This window comes from Cellulosilyticum sp. WCF-2, assembly GCF_003990395.1.
GTDB lineage: Bacteria > Bacillota > Clostridia > Lachnospirales > Cellulosilyticaceae > Cellulosilyticum > Cellulosilyticum lentocellum.
Window position 1 is genome coordinate 4,640,267 of the sequence record NZ_CP034675.1, and the last position, 16,990, is coordinate 4,657,256.

A 16,990-nucleotide genomic window follows, 5' to 3' on the forward strand; every position below is an offset into this window, starting at 1 on the left:
ATATCTTTATAGATATGCAAGTATTATAAACAAATTGGGGATTTTATATATGACATAACATATATAAAATCCCCATTCCATTTTTCTAGCTTATCTCTAGTTTATCTTTAGTAATTTCTTTATACACTCTATTGGCAAATAAAGACGAGATAGGTTAGCTTCATAGCTTATCTTTAATTGCTTCTTTTGCTCTGTTAAATTTTTCTCTAAATCTAATAAGCTTGTTTTAAAGCTTTCTTCCGTCACTTCACTCACATCTAAACAATAAGGTACTCTAGCTTCTTTTAAGAAAGCATCTACCTTAGGATCATAGGATAGACCTAACATAGGTACCTTAGTTGCTGCTGCCATGATTAGACTGTGAAGTCTCATCCCTATAATGAATTCAAATCCTGCTGTGTAAGTAAGAACCTCTTCAATAGAAAGCATCTTATCTATCACCTTTATCTGATCTTCACCCACGATACCTTCATTTCGCATTTCAATAGCAAGTGAGGCTTCTACAGCTTTAGCAATGTCTAAATCTTGTTCATAGTGCATAGGAATAAGACAAAGCTTATAGCCTTTTTTAATAAATTCAATCAGACCCTCTTTCATAGCTGAAATAAGCTTTTGATTTTGATCTTCATTTTGCCAAGGTCTAATATATATACCTATGGTTTTCTCAGTTGTCTTAATATCATTAGGCAAACTAATACCTAATACAGGGTCAATAGCTACACCTATTGGTTTTTTAACCCCTATTTCTTCTAACAAAGCTTTGGAAGCTGGGTCCCTGACAAAGATACCATCTACCTTATTAACTACCTTTTTAATCAGCCATCTACTAAAGCCTTTATTAACGGGTCCTATCCCCTGAGAATAAAACACTACTTTTTTCTTATAAAATTGTGCCATTTTAACAATCGCTAAATAATAAGGAATGGTTTTACTACTTGTAACATCTTGGAGCAAGCTGCCTCCACCACTAATGAGCAAATCACATGCTTTAATAATCTTAGCTACATTTTTCATATCCCATCGATTAATACTTTCTACCTGATATAAGCGTGCAGTTTTCTCTGGATTATTAGATAATACAGTAATTTGTACCTGTGGTATTTCTTTTTTCAGCATAGCTATAATGGAATAAAGTACTGCTTCATCTCCAATATTATCAAAGCCATAGTAACCTGATAATACTATTTTGTTTGTATTTGCCATTTTTTCATCATCCTACTTAATAATTTTAATACCCCTATTAAAATAAGGCCTAAAATAATTCCTAAAATAATACCATATGCACTTCTTAATAACGAAATAAGAATTGGTGTATGAATATGTGCATAAGTATTGACTAAAGAAACTGGTCCTATAGTAGCTAATATAACAAAAGGTATATAAGCTTCTTTGTATCCGTAATATAGTAAACACATTAAAATAGGATAGGCAATTAAAAATTCCTTTGTACGTGGTCTAACGCCAAGCATATTATCTAGTAATTGTCTAAATTGTAACTCTAAATCTGAAGCTGTTCCGCTATTCCCTGTTCTTGTTATATAGATAGCGAGCACACCACCTAGTAAAGCTATAAGAATAAGGGCTCCATAGCTAATCTTTCTATCTAGAACTCCCTTATAATATTTAAAGTCCCATTGATGCTTCTTAAAAATAAGGATTAATAAAACTAATACAATTGGTACTACTGTTGCTACTTTTACACCTGCAAACACATTAATTCCTAATGCAAAATTAGTTCTTGAGAGTGTTCCTATAATAGTAAGTACACCTCCAAATGAAATCGCACCTATTTTAAGGAAGCTTAAAATAGTTTCTTTCATATTTCTAGGTGTTTCTTTTAACCCTTTAACCATAGCATAGATTGGGAACATAATAGACCCAAAGAGTGCCATAAGCTGGCTAGCTATTACAACATTTAGTTTGAGTAAACCAATATAGCCTATGATTCCTATGATCCCTAAAATATAGCCTACTTTAAGCATACCTAGCTCTGCTAGTAATAATATAAAAATCATAATAGCTGCTAAGCCTGCTAAAATAGCTACAAATACAGGAATAGGTGGTAAATTATAATCTTCTACTGTTCCTGTTAAAGTATAGCCCTTAGAAGTCGTATAGTTTACAAAACTTGATATAGCATCTTGTAAGTAATCAATATCTTCTTCAATATTAACTGTTGTAGGCATCTTGAATAAAAAGGCACGGATATTCCTTTCTCTAAGAGCTAGTTCATAACGCTCCATAAGCTGTGGTACTGTAAAGGTAGAGAGTTGTGTATCACCTATTGTATGAAGCCTAATCACCTTATAGTGTTTACCTTCTTCACTCGTTTTTTTAGCTAATGTATCAAACCCTTTTTGTTTATTACTTGTAAACTCTATAAATCCTAATTGATGATCTTGTATAAGTTTCTGCATTTCTTCATTATCTACACCTGGTACATCTGTATCAGCAAAGTAAATGGTATCTACACCATTGATACGTTCTATTTCCTGTACCACATAGTCAAGTGATTCTGGTGTAATATTAGTCCAGCTTTTAAGCTGAGGAGAAATAGTATAACCTAAGCTTGCTGCAAGATTAAGTGAGTCTACATCAAAGCCTACACCTGTATTAGTCAGTTCATTTGCAAATTCACCAATACTAATAAAATAAACGCCATCTTGCTCTAAATACTCTAATTCAATCCCTTTTGTTGCATAGCTTTCATAAATATTTTCTGCTACTACTTTATCCTCTGTTACAATGTAACGTGATTCTGGTTTAACCCCTTCTACGTCAGGATAATAAAATTTTAATATATAGCCTTCTAAAAGACTTATTTTACCTAAGCCTCTATACGTATAAAGGTCAGCTTCTACTGGGGAGGCTACTGTATTTTCTCTTACAAATAAAGTAGTCACACCTAGCTCTTTAAACCTTAATAATACTTCTTCTAGTGATCTATCTGTTTCAGTAGCGATTCTAAGAACATCGCTATAACGTATGGCTACTTCTACTCCCTTGTAACTTTCTTCAGTTTGAATTCTTCTAACTCCTACAAATGAGCAAGCTATAAGTGAGATGACCATTACGGTATAAATTAGGATTTTAACTTGTTTTTTCATCTTTTCCTCCATTGGCTGTATAAATCATTAGTTTAATATATAGCCACCTCTCACCATTACTGTAAGCTGTTTTGTTGCCATTAAGCCTCTTCCATCTTCTCTTGGAATAAGTAATAAATTGTTTTTAGGTGCTACAGTATCCCCACTTAAATCTTTACCCTCTGTAATATCTTGAACACCACCTACGCTTGAAGCAACTATTTTCCCTTCACCAGCTCTAATAATCATTTCAGAGCCTTGTTTACCAAATATGATTTTTCCTTCTGGTACAACTACAATCTCATAAGTGCTACTTCCGCTTTGTTTTAACTCTGCGATTTCATCTCTTAATGTTAAGATGAGCTGCTCTTGTTCTTTTAATTGGTTAGCTAAAACAGTATTACTAGTACCCCCTGTTATTTGTGAAATTTTTTGGTCTACATAGCTCTTTGTCACTAGTGGGTCTTGTTCTGTTCCTATTAACCCATCAGCTGCGTAAAGTGTTGTTGCCCCTATCATGAGTAAGCCTAGTGTAAGTTTTAATTTTTTATTCATAGTATACCTCCTCTTAGTTAGTAATATTTATTTAAATTTCTCAAAGGTGTAATAAATTTTGTCTCCGTCTATTTTGAACTTAAGGAAAGTACCTTCTTTATAGTTATCAGTAGTAACATTCATACCATGTGTTCTTATGTATCTGATGCCATCTTCTATACGGACTTCGTTTTCACTACCACCAGTAGTAACGACAAATATATTTCTTCCTGTGCTTTCTTTATAGGTCTTCAAATACTCATGTAATGCTTGTCCTTCTAATGCATCATTGAACTGAGTAAGTGGATTTTTGCTCATCACTAAAATAATATGTTTTGCATTGGTCTTATCTAAAGACTGTTTCAAGTAAATCCATGCTTGCTCTTGTGTTGTTCTGAGCCCTCCATTACCTGTTCCTAACATAATCATTTTCGTATTGTTATAATCAATAGCTTCATATGTATTTTTGTAAACATAGTTTGGCGCCCCAAGTGATAGCTCACTATTACTATTAGAAGCTAATAGTACTGCACCTGCTCCCTCTGATAACTGCTTACTTATACTAGCTAATGTATCTTTCCCTAGCATCATGCTAGATACCTTTGTTGGCCCTACTGCATTAATGATGTATTGATTTTGTATAGCTTGTTGCAGTGTAGGTTTATAAAAAGGATCCGCACTAGTATCATTTCTTGTTGCTATCCCTAGCGTGTCTCTAAAACCTCTTGTTATGGAGACGTGATCTATATAAAGTGTAGTTGTTACCTTAGTAGCATTACTATTAGAATAAGTGTATAACTTTGTTACCTTTGCTGGCAAGCTTATTTCCTGTGGCAAAGTGGCACTTACATACTTCCATCCATCAAAATCAAGGCTGTCAGCAAGTTTCAGATAAAAGGTCTTACCCGCTTTATCTACCACTTCTATCTTGGCTACATGTCCTTGTTTTTTTGCCTTTAACCACATATTAATACTTGCTGCATCTTCTGGAATCTGTATAGGATTACTAAATACAGTATAAGCCACTTGTTTATTAGCGCTAGGCATAAAAGTATAGGTCATTTTTAGTGCTTGGTTACCATGGTATTTGTCATCTTTAGAAATTTCTACTTTACCTACAACAGAAGAAGTATCCCCTGCCCAAGTAGCTCCATTAGTTTCAAAGGACTCTAATGGCACAGCTGTGTTACCCACTATAACACCAATTTCCTTGGTTATGCCTTTATAATTAGCTGTAAGTTTCCCAAGTGTATTGGTAGTAGATACTATTGTATTATTAGTGGCTGCTAACTTAGTATTAGAACTTGTCCAACTTACATTTTCTGCTTTAAGTGGAATTTTATATCCCTCTTTGTCTAGTCCATAAACTTGAACTGTCTTTGTGCTATTCTCATTTAATTGTACAAGGCTAGGTTCTATTAGTAAACCTGCTGGAGCGCTACTTACTTTAATTTCCGTTGCTGCTTGAGCACCATTATACTGAGCAATAACCATTAACTTACCTTCACTACTAGGTGTAAAAGTTGCTCCATTAAATTGCCCACTTCCTCCTTCTACAGAAAACTTCACTTTTGAGGTATCTATCGTTACAGGATTACTATTTTCATCAATACCTTTTAATTTTAAGGTAATATTCTCTCCTATAAAGGTTCTGCTGTAAGTAGGTTCTATGTATAAGGTGCTTATCTCTCCAGGCGCCGAGTTACTAAAAACGCCTAAGCCATTAATAACTTTTCTTTGACTACCATCAGATGGATTATTCTGCAACTTAACTTCTTTTTCTCCTAAGTTTCTAGCAACAAAAGTAGTTGAACCACCACCATCTAAATACATGGCATTGTCTACATTATAACGTTGTAGTATTTCTACAAGTTGGTTATGTGTTACCCCTGTGTAGCTACCTTTCCCATCAATTGTAATAAGTAATATTTCATTGCTACCTTTGGTTGTTGCAATAATAGTACGTGCCACTGCTGAATTAGGTGTTACTTTATGTGCTGAACCTGTATACGCCATGCCATTTTTCATAATAATACCGCTACCACCTATACCTAGCTTTAACTCATTAATGGCAGTAATGACATTATCGTCAACATACAAGAACTCTTGAAGATCTACACTTGTTCCTATAGGCATTTTTGTATAGTACTCGTTAGCACTGGTTTCTGGTACTAAAATAACATATCCATTTGTAGGAATGGTTACACTCTCTCCTGCTTTTGCTAAATAAATGACTGTATCATTTTCTACTACAATGGTATAAACACTTTTATGCTTTGTTACAATATTATTAGTTGTTTTGTAATAACTAGAATCCACAATAATCGGTCTAGTAATTGTATTAGGAATATTATTCTTTGTAGCTGCCCCGCCAACAAAGTTTCCATTGGCATTGATACGAATAGATACACCATAATACGCCATAGAAGGCGTATTATTAGTGTCTAAAGTAAAGGTTGCCATGCTTTTATTAACACCTAACTCAGAGTAGTTACTATTATAACCATGCTTTAATACACCACCCTCAATATAGGTTCCCAAACTAGGTGTATTACTTGTACTCATATCAAAATAATCCGCATTTACCCCTGCTATGGCTCCTGTATTATTAACCATTTGTAATACGGTTTGCCTTTCTACTCCTGTAGCAGATTCCATAGGCTTTAACGATACATTACTATCATTCAAATCTATTTTTAAAATATTAATATTTCTCCAGCCTTCACTCATTAGAAGCTTATCATTAATATGAACAGCACCTTTAGTAATGACTTGCTGCGTTCTTTGTTCATGTAGTATGCTCCCATATACTGCTGTACTGCAACCTATACCTGCTAATAGCATAAAACTTATTAATCTCTTTCTTATGCCTTTCATTTTAATCCCCCTTACTGGATATCATTGCCTAATATAATCTGTATATCATAGTTCATATTTTGATTCTGTTTAATAATCGCATTCGGATAATACTTCTTAAATTGATTTGCTTTTTCCACTTCTTTAGCATAAATAACTGTTGTACTTGGTTCTTCTAAAGTAGAATTACCTATTATATTAACGGTATAACCGACTGCTTCTAAATTTTCCTGAGCTGCCGCAGCTGCTCCCCTGATAGCTGTAGCATTTAGAATTTCTATACTTACACTTTTATCTTCTATCACTTTTGATTCTGTACTAGTCTCATCATCATTAAATACGCCTTCAACAAATCCTGGCATAGCCTCCATATCAGGGAAATAATAAGATTTACCGCCTTCATATGCACCTTCACCTGGAATAATATTAAAGCTTAAGTTACTTGAATCCATTGATTTTAAATAAGGTAAATAACTTGGTATATCACTTAATTTAATGTCAGTCGTAACTGTTTTAAAAATAGTATTAATAATGTTTGGCACCTTTGTGATAATACCAGGACTTGTTACTTTTTTAGCAAATGCTTCTAAGAATAGCTGTTGTGTTTTAATACGTCCTACATCGCCTTCTGCGTAACCTTTTCTAAATCTTACAAGACCTTCTGCTGCCTCACCATCTAATAATTGTGGGCCTGGGTCTAAATGTATGTGTAAATCAGCATAATTATCATCATAATGAAGACCATTACCATCAAGTACAGGTACATCTACCTCTACTCCACCAATAGCATCTACAATTTGTTTAAATGCATCAATAGTAATAATGACATAGTTGTCAATCTGGATACCTAACATATTCTCTATTTCATCTATAGTAAATTCTCTAATGTGTTCAATACCTGCATAGCTGGTCATTTCATTAATTTTTGAAACATTAACAGAATAACCTTTGTATTCTTCCATTCTTTCTTGTTGCTCCTGGGACCACTCAACCTTTGTGTCACGAGGAATAGAAATAACTTTTGATTTACCGGTTTCACTATTGTAATTTAAAACAAAAATAACATCTGTACGGTATCCATCTTCATCTACACCAAATACTGCTAATGTTTTGTTGATAGGGTCTGGTTCTTTATTGCTTCCATTGAAAGGATTTCCTTTATATAAAAAGTGATTATAGGCAAAAATAAGCCCTCCTATTACAAGAGCAGCTATAATAAAGGTAATAACCATCACCCTAAAAAAAATTCGACCCAATGCTTTTTTCTGTTTTTTCTTTAATTTTTTCTTCTCACTCATCATTTTCTCCTATGGTGCTTATATATTCTGTCATGCTCAAAAATATTTGTCACAAGATATGCATTCTTACTAGATATGCTTAGCATTTTTCGGTTATTCTATAATATATAGTTTCCCTAAAATCATATTTATAGTATAATTTCTGCTAACACTTCCTATATTGTAGTAAAATATAGCTGAGATGTCTATTATAATACGGTAATTTTATATAAATTTAATATCTGTCATTTATTTGTTAGATTTAAATTGGAAGAATAACATATATCATATTTTTCATTCAGAAAGGATTATAAAAATGCTTAAAATTGGTTCTCATGTTTCTATTAGTGGTGGCTTAATTGGTGCCGCTAAAGAAGCTTATTCTTATGGTGCAAATACCTTTATGATTTATACTGGTGCACCTCAAAATACAAAACGTTCTCCTATTGAAAATTTAAAAATTAAAGAAGGGCGTGCTTTTATGGAGGCTCATGGACTTTCTGACCTAGTAGTACATGCACCTTATATTATTAACTTAGCTTCTTATAAGGATGCAATCTATAAGTTAGCTAAAGAGTGTCTTGCTCTAGAAATTGAACGTACTACAGCCATTGGTTCTAACTACTTAGTACTTCATCCGGGTTCTTTTACAGATAAAACCTATGAATATGGTGCCCAGCGTATTGCTGCTGGTCTTAATGAAGTCCTCACCGAAGAGACTAAGCCTCTTATTTGTTTAGAAACTATGGCTGGAAAAGGAAAGGAAATCGGTCGTTCTTTTGAGGAACTACGTGATATTATTGACCGAGTTGAATTAAAACATAAAATTGGCATCTGTTTCGATACTTGTCATGTTCACGATAGTGGTTATGATATTATTAATAACTTAGATGAAGTGTTTGCTGAGTTTGATCGTATTATCGGTCTAGATAGGCTTAAAGTATTTCATCTCAATGGCTCTCTTAATCCTTGTGGTGCAAAAAAAGATCGTCATGCTAACTTGGGTGCGTCTGAAGATAATCCAAAGGGGAAAGACTTTATAGGTAAAGCTGCACTCTATCATGTTGTACACCATCCTGTAGCAGTTGGTAAACCTATTATTTTAGAGACACCTTGGTTAGATAAAAAAACAAACTTATATAAAGAAGAAATTGCTTTCTTAAGAGGTGATCAAATTGAACTTTAGTCATGAGCTTGTTCTTGTTACAGGTTCTTCCCGTGGCATTGGCAAGGCTATTGCTTTTGCTTTTGCCGAAAAAGGTGCCACTGTTATTTTAAATGGCGCTACTAATGAAGCACGTTTAAAAGAAACTTATGAATCCTTTTTAAATAAAGGCTTTAAAGTCTATGCTTACTTTGGAGATTTATCAGATTATAACGTAGCTAGTTCTATGATGGATACCATTAAAAGCCATTATGGCAAGCTTCCTTCAATAGTTATCAACAATGCTGGCATTAGTCATGTTGGGTTATTCACAGATACCACTCCTGAAATGTGGAATAAAATTTTGACAACAAACTTAAATTCTGCTTATCACTGTAGTTATCTAACAATTCCTTCAATGCTCCAACGTGAAGGTGGTATTATTATTAATATCTCATCTATCTGGGGGATGGTTGGTGCTTCTTGTGAAGTGGCTTATTCAACTAGTAAAGCCGCTCTTAATGGCTTTACCAAAGCTTTAGCCAAAGAGCTTGGGCCGTCTCATATCAGGGTAAATGGTATCGCTTGCGGTTGGATAGATACTGATATGACCAGTTGCTACACTGAAGAGGAAAAATCCGCATTTGTAGATGAAATTCCTTTATGTAAAACAGGTTCACCTCAGGATGTAGCTAATACTTGTTTATATTTAGCTTCTCCTCTAGCTTCTTATGTAACTGGGCAAATCATTACTTTAGATGGTGGATTGTTATAATCAAAACTTTAGACATGCTATTTTCTAGTTACTAAAAATCAACATTTCAATAATATAAAAGAGCTGCTTCTATACTCCTATGAAATACACAGTAATAGATCTGACAAGTTAATTGCTAGACTATATCTTGTATTAAAGAATTATTTAAGCGGCTCTTTTATATTATTATAATTTATAATGCAGTACCTACCAAATAGCCTACTAAAATAAATAGGAGATTCCAAATGCTAACTCCTATAAATGAGTATACTATAAAGTCTCTTGCTTGAATCTCAAAAGTCCCAGCTAATAAACTAACTACAGTTCTTACTCCTGGTATGATGCGTCCAATAAGACATACTTTACTTCCATGTTGCTTACTTATCTTCTGCGCCTTCTCTAAAGATTTTCGAATCCCTTTAAACTTGTTGTAAAAGTAATTATAAATCTTTGGTCCTATATAACGTACTACTACATAATAAGTGATATTTCCTAACATACTTCCTAAAATAGTTATCCCTAATATGGTCATAAAACTATGTGTACTATAATGCACAAATAAACCAATGGCTGGTAATAATACAATGGCCGGAATACCTGTCAGATTTAATCCTTCTAAATACATAATAGCCAAAACTAACAATAATCCATATTGATTAAAATATCCTACTATTTCTTGTGATGTAATGATGTCTCCTCCTAGCTGCTAATCGTTCTGTCATCTCTTCTATGCTTATTCCATATTGTAAGCTGTCTTTAAGTTAAGTTTGAAATTTTCGTTTCAAAAAACACTTATAATAAGCATACTAAAATATTGGATAGTTCGCAAGGTAATACTCTACGCTCCACCCTCAAAGGTATTTTAAAAGGGGCCCTTTAGGAGCCCCTTTGTTCTACTGTAGTGCACTAGCTGAATTTTTACCTATTACTATTTTAATATCACTTTCTAAGGAACTATCTTCCACAATAGTTGCGTCTTCTAAGTACTCTAAAAATTGGTTTGCTTTTGTTTTATCTTTGGCATAAATAGTACTTTCTTCAATATCACCGTCACTATAGTTATCAATACGCGCTACATTATAGCCCTTTTTCTTTAAAGTATCCTTTAAAGTTCCAGCTAATCCTCTTACTCCTGTAGCATTATAAACTTCTATAGATACATCTTGATCTATAATAATTTCTGTACTATCACTATCTTCTGTAGCTTCAGGACTGCTTGTAGGCTCTTCTCCTGCAATCGTCGTATCATAAAAGACATCTTTTACTAAATCATCTAATTGTTCTTGATCAATATAGAAGTAAGCTGGCCCTTCATAGCTTGCACCTTCTCCAGGTAACGTATGGAATTCCAAATTGTTTAAATCAAATTCCTTTAGTAAAGATAAATAGCTAAATATTTCTGTTAATGATACATCTGTTTTAACGTAAGTAAATAAGCTAGTAATAATAGATGGCAAGTTATTCATTATAGCAGGACTCATAACTTTCTTAGCAAAAGCTTGTAAGAAGATTTGTTGCGTCTTAATACGTCCCACATCACCTTCTGCATAGCCATATCGGTATCTTACAAGGCCTTCTGCATCCTTACCATATACCGTTTGAAGTCCCGGTTGTAAATCAATATGTAAATCTTGAGAATTATCATTATAGTACATTCTTTGTGGTACGTCTACCTCTACTCCATCAATAGCATCTACAATCTTATTAAAAGCTTCTATATTAACAATAACGTAATTATCAATAGGGACAGTTAAAATGTTTTCAATTTCGTTAATAGTAATGTCTCTAATATTACCTGGATTATTCTTAATATCTGCATAAGCAGACATTTCGTTAAGTTTACTTATGTCCCATTCATAGCCAACTAACTGCTTTAACTTACTGCGTTGCCTCTCTGTCCATATAACCTTTGTATCACGTGGAATATTGATGACTTTTACCTTATTAGTTATACTATTAAAATTAACTACAATAATAACATCTGTACGTGTTTCATCTTTATCCACACCAAACACAGCGATTGTTTTATTTATTTCGCCGCGTCCTTTTCTATCATCTTCTTTTTGTTGTTCCTCTTCACTCAATTCCTCATTTTGAAAAGTGCTAGCAGGCTTTTGTAAAATAATCTTATTATAAGCAATAACAACACCTATGATAGCTACCAAGCATACTGCCAAGGTGATACCTGCTGATATCCCAAATGTCTTTAAGAGCTTCTTTTGCTGATTTTTAGTAAGCCCTTTCTTATTCTGATCCATAAAAAATAATCCCCCTAAGTATACATATGCCCTATTTCTTATCATTATAATATATTTAGTTTGATAAAATAAACGATGTATACATTTGTAATTAAATTGTAATGTGGAATGTTAGAACTTTATGTAAAAAAAGCCAATCCATTGGATTGGCTTTTGTATAGTCCAAATTTGGACATCTTCCCAATTAACGTTTTGAGAATTGAGGTGCACGTCTCGCTGCTTTGAGACCGTATTTTTTTCTTTCTTTCATTCTTGGATCTCTTGTTAAGAAACCTGCTTTTTTAAGAGCTGGACGGAAATCAGCGTCAGCTTGAAGTAATGCACGGCTAATTCCGTGACGGATTGCTCCAGCTTGTCCTGTTGTTCCACCACCATATACGTTTACAAGTACATCAAATTTGCTTAATGTATCTGTTAATGTTAATGGTTGACGAGTGATAACTTTTAAAGTTTCTAAACCGAAGTATTCTTCGATATCTCTTTTATTGATTGTAATTTTACCTGTTCCAGGTACAAGGTATACTCTAGCTACTGAGCTTTTACGTCTACCTGTTCCGTAATATCTAACTGCTGCCATTTAATTTTCCTCCTCCCGAGTGATTAGAATTTTAACTCTACTGGTTTTTGTGCTTCGTGGTTGTGCTCTGTTCCAGCATATACACGAAGGTTAGTAAGCATTTTTCTTCCTAAGCTGTTTTTTGGAAGCATCCCTTTAACAGCGTTCATGATAACTCTTTCAGGATGAGTATCCATCATTTCACGAGCTGTAGTTTCTTTTAAACCACCAGCGTATCCTGTATGTCTTCTATATAATTTTTGATCTAATTTTTTACCTGTAAATACTACTTTATCTGCGTTAATAACAATTACGTGATCTCCACAATCTACGTGTGGTGTGTAAGTTGGTTTGTTTTTACCTCTTAATACTGTTGCAATTTGGCTAGAAAGTCTACCTACTGTTTGACCTTCTGCGTCAATAACATACCATTGCTTTTCAACGTTTTGGGCATTTGCCATGTATGTTGTTCTCATTGAATATACCTCCTTTGGATCTTATAAAACTAGGTTAATTTCTATTTGTCATATAAAATCCGGGGCTATTGGATTTTATAAGTGGTCTCATTAACACAAACTATATTATATTATTTACAAAATAAACTGTCAAGCTTTTTCCTGTGGATTATTTTTACTATTTCTACATATTTTTTTGTTTTAAAATCACTAAATAGACCTAAGTTCATATTTAGATTATCATGCCTTTCTACTTACTGTATATAAACTTGTAGACTTCTACTCTTTTTTCAAAATACTATTACGTCTCTGTGGATAACTTATAGCAATTAAGAGTTAAGAATTAATAATGAAAATTTGTTTATTTTTCCTCATTATTTATCATTAATCTTTCGTTTTTAACTGTTTATCTCTAATTCTTATTTATTAATTCTTATTCCTCCTATTTGTTTTTAATTCTTTATTCTTCATTATTAATTGTACACTATATTAAGCATCGTTAATCCTTGAGGTGGTACTGTTGGGCCTGCTAATTCACGATTCTTCGATTCTATAATTGTTTTTATGCTATCTTTAGTGATCTTATTTTCATTAACATCTAACAGTGTACCAATAATAATTCTTACCATATTATATAAAAATCCATTTCCACAAACATCAATAGAAACAAGGTCTCCTTCTTTTTTGACATCTATAGAATAAATAATACGTACAGTATCTTTAACTGTGCTTCCTGCTGCACAAAAACATGCGAAATCATGCTCTCCTATCATCTCATTAGCAGCCTCTTGCATACGCTCTATATCTAATTCATATGGATATAAAAGTGCATACTTATATAAAAATGGATCTCTTATTTTTGCATTTAAAATCTGATAACGATAAGTTTTTCTCTTAGCTCCAAAACGTGGATGAAAATCTTCACTTACTTCTTCTACCGATTTTACTGAAATATCGGCTGGTAACTGACTATTAATAGCTTTAGCTAATCTATCTGCTGGTATTTTCGTATCTGAATCAAATACGCAGCATTGAGCAAAGGCATGTACCCCTCTATCTGTTCTTCCCGCTCCTAGTGTACGTACTTCATGCTGCACAATTTTAGCAATAGCAACATCTAAAGTCCCTTGAATCGTAGTGGCATTTGGCTGCTTTGCAAATCCATTATAGTTAGTCCCATCATATGCCACGATTAATTTAAATCTCTTCATCCCTCATACTTCCTCCTATGATACACAATTCTTTATTATTTATAGCTACATAATTGGAATTACAACAAAGAATAATTTATAATAAAATACACCCTATTATAAACGCTGTTGCAAATAAAAATGCTATTAAATCCTTCTTTGTGTACTTCAAGCTATTTAACCTGGTTCTACCTACTCCTCCACGATAACAACGTGCTTCCATAGCCATAGCTAATTCATCTGCACGTCTAAATGCTGAAATGAATAGGGGTACCATAATAGGCACCATTGCCTTAGCTCTCTGCACGATATTGCCACTTTCAAAATCAGCACCTCTAGCTGTTTGTGCTTTCATTATTTTATCCGTTTCTTCTAATAAGATAGGGATAAAGCGAAGAGAAATACTCATCATCATGGCTATCTCATGAGCAGGCACTCCAATCCTTCTAAAAGGATTTAATAGATTCTCTATGCCATCAGTTAGCTCAATAGGTGATGTTGTCAAAGTCAAAAGAGATGAACCTACAATTAATAATACTAGTCTAATTCCCATTTTAGCTGCTAATACTAATCCATCGTCAGTAATTCTAAAAATCCACCACTTAAATATTTCATTACCTGTAGAAGTAAAAAACATATTGAGTATCACTGTAAATAATAAAATAAACATAATACTCTTTAACCCTTTTAGCATATATTTAAGTGGCACCTTACTTACTCTAACAGCGCCGTAAAAACATAATGCAACAAAAGCATATCCAATAAAGTAATTAATAAAAAACAATCCTATAATATAGGCAAAGGTAATAAGGATTTTTGTTCTTGGATCTAATTTATGAACTGGAGAACCTGAAGGATAATATTGTCCTATAGTAATGTCTCTAATCATGTTGTTCTCCTTTCTCCTTTAAATACGCTATAATTTTAGCTGCTGCCTCTTCTACTGTTAATACATCGGTATCTATATCCATTCCTTTTTGTTTTAAGTCTTCCATAATGTATTTAATCTGAGGCATAGCAAGTCCAATCTTTTCTAGCTCCTTACCATGAGCAAAAACCTCTCTTGGTGAACCTGTATAAGCAATTCTTCCCTTATAAAGTACAAATAACTTTTCTACGTACTTCGCCACATCCTCCATACTATGTGAAATAAGTACAATGGTAAGCCCTAGTTCCTGGTGCATCTTTTTTAACTGTTCGAATAATTCATTTCTACCTTTTGGATCTAATCCTGCTGTAGGCTCATCTAAGATAAGTATTTCTGGGTTCATTGCTAAGACACCAGCAATAGCCACTCTTCTTTTTTGTCCTCCAGAAAGCTCAAAAGGCGACTTTTCATAGTAAGATTCATCTAGACCAACTGCATCTAACCCAAATTTCACTTGCTTGTCTATTTCTTCTTTAGTTAACCCCATATTCTTTGGTCCAAAAGCTACATCATCTTTCACCGTCATCTCAAAAAGCTGATACTCAGGGTATTGAAAAACCAAACCCACCCTTTGTCTCATTTCTTTTTTATTAATCTTCTCGCCATGGATGTTCTGCTGATTAACATAGACCTCACCTTTTGTTGGTTTTAAAAGTCCGTTAAACATTTGAATAAGAGTGCTTTTGCCTGAGCCAGTATGGCCTATAATACCTACAAACTCACCTTTTTCTATACTCATATTAATATCTTCTAATGCTACCTTTTGAAAAGGCGTTCCTTCATTATATATATGTGTTAAATGATCTATTTTAATTGACATATTGCGTCTGTCACCTCTTCTACTGTTAGTAAATCTATAGGTAAATCAAATCCTTCTTGATTTAATAAGTATACGAGATAAGTTGTATCTGGCACATCTAAACCTATATCTTTGATTCTTTTTACTTCTTTAAAAACTTCTTTTGGAGTTCCTTCTAAAACAACTTTTCCCTTATCCATTACTATAATACGGTCTGCAAGTATTGCTTCTTGCATATAGTGGGTAATATGAATAATTGTAATCCCATATTCTTTGTTTAATTTTTGCATGGTACTCATAACTTGTCTTCTACCAATAGGATCAAGCATAGCGGTAGATTCATCAAATACAATGCATTTAGGCTTCATAGCTATAACACCTGCTATTGCTATACGCTGTTTTTGCCCCCCTGAAAGTTGATTAGGTGAACCTTTTTTGTAATCGCTCATCCCAACCGTCTCTAAAGCATCATCTACACGTTTTCTAATTTCGCTTGGTTCTATTCCCAAATTCTCTGGACCAAACGCTACATCTTCTTCTATAATGGTAGCTACAATTTGATTATCGGGGTTTTGAAATACCATTCCAACTTGTTTTCGAATATCCCACGTATTCTTTTTATCTGTAGCATCGATACCACTAACTATTAAAGTTCCTTCTTTAGGCGTTAAAATACTATTTAAATGCTTAGCAAAGGTAGATTTACCTGAGCCATTATGACCAAGAATGACTAGGAATTCTCCCTCTTTTACCTCTACACTAATGTGATTTAACGCTGTTACGGTATCTTTTACTTGTCCATCATCATCATAATTATAATACTCAAAAACAAGGTTTTTAGCTTCAATAATGTTCTGCATAGTTACACCTCTTAATTATATATACTTATTAATACTTAAATTAAATCATCCAAGCACGAATCTAGAGTAAATGCTTCGTAATATAAATAACTTTTCATTATTATTATTCACTATTCATTCTTTTAACTACTCATAACTATATATAATATAAACTAACCCATTAGGTTTTGGCTACCTCTTAGCTTATTTAAACTCTTTTTATCCATAATCGTACCGATACACTATAATCATTAATTTACTCTTAATAACTTTACTATATATTAATATAATAAGAAAGGGATTAAGAACAGTTC

At 33.3% G+C, this 16,990-nt stretch carries 15 protein-coding genes; 2 read left to right on the top strand and 13 right to left on the bottom strand.

Going from position 1 to position 16,990, the window contains the following annotated elements; all coding sequences use genetic code 11:
- Positions 1-96: 96 nt before the first annotated feature.
- Genes csaB through EKH84_RS21090 form a run of 5 tightly spaced genes read right to left on the bottom strand, consistent with a single transcriptional unit; the run spans position 97 to position 7,774 of the window.
- On the bottom strand, positions 97-1,203 hold the full coding sequence (gene csaB / locus EKH84_RS21070) for a polysaccharide pyruvyl transferase CsaB (protein WP_127067827.1): 1,107 nt from the start codon (positions 1,201-1,203) through the stop codon (positions 97-99).
- Positions 1,182-3,107 carry a DUF5693 family protein gene (locus EKH84_RS21075; protein WP_127067828.1) on the bottom strand — a complete coding sequence of 642 codons (1,926 nt, stop codon included), beginning with the start codon at positions 3,105-3,107 and terminating at the stop codon, positions 1,182-1,184. The genes csaB and EKH84_RS21075 overlap by 22 nt, the downstream gene beginning before the upstream one ends.
- A 27-nt stretch (positions 3,108-3,134) precedes the next feature.
- Positions 3,135-3,641, bottom strand: coding sequence for a hypothetical protein (locus tag EKH84_RS21080; protein WP_127067829.1), 507 nt, complete (start codon positions 3,639-3,641; stop codon positions 3,135-3,137).
- Positions 3,642-3,668: 27 nt separating this feature from the next.
- Entirely contained in the window at positions 3,669-6,497 is a 2,829-nt protein-coding gene (locus EKH84_RS21085; protein WP_127067830.1) for a phosphodiester glycosidase family protein, read from the bottom strand.
- A gap of 11 nt (positions 6,498-6,508) precedes the next feature.
- A complete protein-coding gene (locus EKH84_RS21090) occupies positions 6,509-7,774 on the bottom strand; it encodes an LCP family protein (protein WP_013658465.1) in 1,266 nt (421 codons plus the stop codon).
- Positions 7,775-8,069: 295 nt separating this feature from the next.
- Here EKH84_RS21090 and EKH84_RS21095 point away from each other — a divergent pair, with 295 nt between their 5' ends.
- Together EKH84_RS21095 and ymfI are read left to right on the top strand one after the other, a co-directional pair.
- Positions 8,070-8,939 carry a deoxyribonuclease IV gene (locus EKH84_RS21095; RefSeq protein ID WP_127067831.1) on the top strand — a complete coding sequence of 290 codons (870 nt, stop codon included), beginning with the start codon at positions 8,070-8,072 and terminating at the stop codon, positions 8,937-8,939.
- Positions 8,920-9,672 (top strand): elongation factor P 5-aminopentanone reductase, encoded by a 753-nt coding sequence (gene ymfI, locus EKH84_RS21100; protein WP_408610333.1) that lies wholly within the window; start codon positions 8,920-8,922, stop codon positions 9,670-9,672. Before EKH84_RS21095 ends, ymfI begins: the two co-directional genes overlap by 20 nt.
- A 172-nt stretch (positions 9,673-9,844) precedes the next feature.
- Here ymfI and EKH84_RS21105 read toward each other — a convergent pair whose 3' ends face one another.
- The 8 genes from EKH84_RS21105 to EKH84_RS21140 form a co-directional block, all read right to left on the bottom strand.
- Positions 9,845-10,276: a DedA family protein gene (locus tag EKH84_RS21105; RefSeq protein ID WP_243118687.1), complete on the bottom strand. Its 432-nt coding sequence runs from the start codon at positions 10,274-10,276 to the stop codon at positions 9,845-9,847.
- Positions 10,277-10,544: 268 nt separating this feature from the next.
- Positions 10,545-11,909: an LCP family protein gene (locus tag EKH84_RS21110; protein ID WP_190283423.1), complete on the bottom strand. Its 1,365-nt coding sequence runs from the start codon at positions 11,907-11,909 to the stop codon at positions 10,545-10,547.
- Between the two features lie 184 nt (positions 11,910-12,093).
- Positions 12,094-12,486, bottom strand: coding sequence for a 30S ribosomal protein S9 (gene rpsI / locus EKH84_RS21115; protein WP_013658470.1), 393 nt, complete (start codon positions 12,484-12,486; stop codon positions 12,094-12,096).
- Between the two features lie 23 nt (positions 12,487-12,509).
- Positions 12,510-12,941 (bottom strand): 50S ribosomal protein L13, encoded by a 432-nt coding sequence (gene rplM, locus EKH84_RS21120; RefSeq protein WP_013658471.1) that lies wholly within the window; start codon positions 12,939-12,941, stop codon positions 12,510-12,512.
- 452 nt (positions 12,942-13,393) lie between these two features.
- Positions 13,394-14,131 (bottom strand): tRNA pseudouridine(38-40) synthase TruA, encoded by a 738-nt coding sequence (gene truA, locus EKH84_RS21125; RefSeq protein WP_127067834.1) that lies wholly within the window; start codon positions 14,129-14,131, stop codon positions 13,394-13,396.
- A gap of 76 nt (positions 14,132-14,207) precedes the next feature.
- Positions 14,208-14,999 carry an energy-coupling factor transporter transmembrane component T family protein gene (locus EKH84_RS21130; RefSeq protein WP_127067835.1) on the bottom strand — a complete coding sequence of 264 codons (792 nt, stop codon included), beginning with the start codon at positions 14,997-14,999 and terminating at the stop codon, positions 14,208-14,210.
- On the bottom strand, positions 14,992-15,858 hold the full coding sequence (locus tag EKH84_RS21135) for an energy-coupling factor transporter ATPase (protein WP_013658474.1): 867 nt from the start codon (positions 15,856-15,858) through the stop codon (positions 14,992-14,994). The genes EKH84_RS21130 and EKH84_RS21135 overlap by 8 nt, the downstream gene beginning before the upstream one ends.
- On the bottom strand, positions 15,843-16,697 hold the full coding sequence (locus EKH84_RS21140; RefSeq protein WP_127067836.1) for an energy-coupling factor transporter ATPase: 855 nt from the start codon (positions 16,695-16,697) through the stop codon (positions 15,843-15,845). Before EKH84_RS21140 ends, EKH84_RS21135 begins: the two co-directional genes overlap by 16 nt.
- Positions 16,698-16,990: the final 293 nt, after the last annotated feature.

What these genes read in the sequence shown, in the direction of transcription:
- EKH84_RS21085 (WP_127067830.1), bottom strand. Translation starts at nt 6,497, where the DNA reads ATGAAAGGCATAAGAAAGAGATTAATAAGTTTTATGCTATTAGCAGGT.
- EKH84_RS21075 (WP_127067828.1), bottom strand. Translation starts at nt 3,107, where the DNA reads ATGAAAAAACAAGTTAAAATCCTAATTTATACCGTAATGGTCATCTCA.
- EKH84_RS21135 (WP_013658474.1), bottom strand. Translation starts at nt 15,858, where the DNA reads ATGTCAATTAAAATAGATCATTTAACACATATATATAATGAAGGAACG.
- EKH84_RS21105 (WP_243118687.1), bottom strand. Translation starts at nt 10,276, where the DNA reads ATGTATTTAGAAGGATTAAATCTGACAGGTATTCCGGCCATTGTATTA.
- EKH84_RS21110 (WP_190283423.1), bottom strand. Translation starts at nt 11,909, where the DNA reads ATGGATCAGAATAAGAAAGGGCTTACTAAAAATCAGCAAAAGAAGCTC.
- EKH84_RS21140 (WP_127067836.1), bottom strand. Translation starts at nt 16,697, where the DNA reads ATGCAGAACATTATTGAAGCTAAAAACCTTGTTTTTGAGTATTATAAT.
- truA (WP_127067834.1), bottom strand. Translation starts at nt 14,131, where the DNA reads ATGAAGAGATTTAAATTAATCGTGGCATATGATGGGACTAACTATAAT.
- csaB (WP_127067827.1), bottom strand. Translation starts at nt 1,203, where the DNA reads ATGGCAAATACAAACAAAATAGTATTATCAGGTTACTATGGCTTTGAT.
- rpsI (WP_013658470.1), bottom strand. Translation starts at nt 12,486, where the DNA reads ATGGCAGCAGTTAGATATTACGGAACAGGTAGACGTAAAAGCTCAGTA.
- rplM (WP_013658471.1), bottom strand. Translation starts at nt 12,941, where the DNA reads ATGAGAACAACATACATGGCAAATGCCCAAAACGTTGAAAAGCAATGG.
- EKH84_RS21095 (WP_127067831.1), top strand. Translation starts at nt 8,070, where the DNA reads ATGCTTAAAATTGGTTCTCATGTTTCTATTAGTGGTGGCTTAATTGGT.
- EKH84_RS21080 (WP_127067829.1), bottom strand. Translation starts at nt 3,641, where the DNA reads ATGAATAAAAAATTAAAACTTACACTAGGCTTACTCATGATAGGGGCA.
- EKH84_RS21130 (WP_127067835.1), bottom strand. Translation starts at nt 14,999, where the DNA reads ATGATTAGAGACATTACTATAGGACAATATTATCCTTCAGGTTCTCCA.
- EKH84_RS21090 (WP_013658465.1), bottom strand. Translation starts at nt 7,774, where the DNA reads ATGAGTGAGAAGAAAAAATTAAAGAAAAAACAGAAAAAAGCATTGGGT.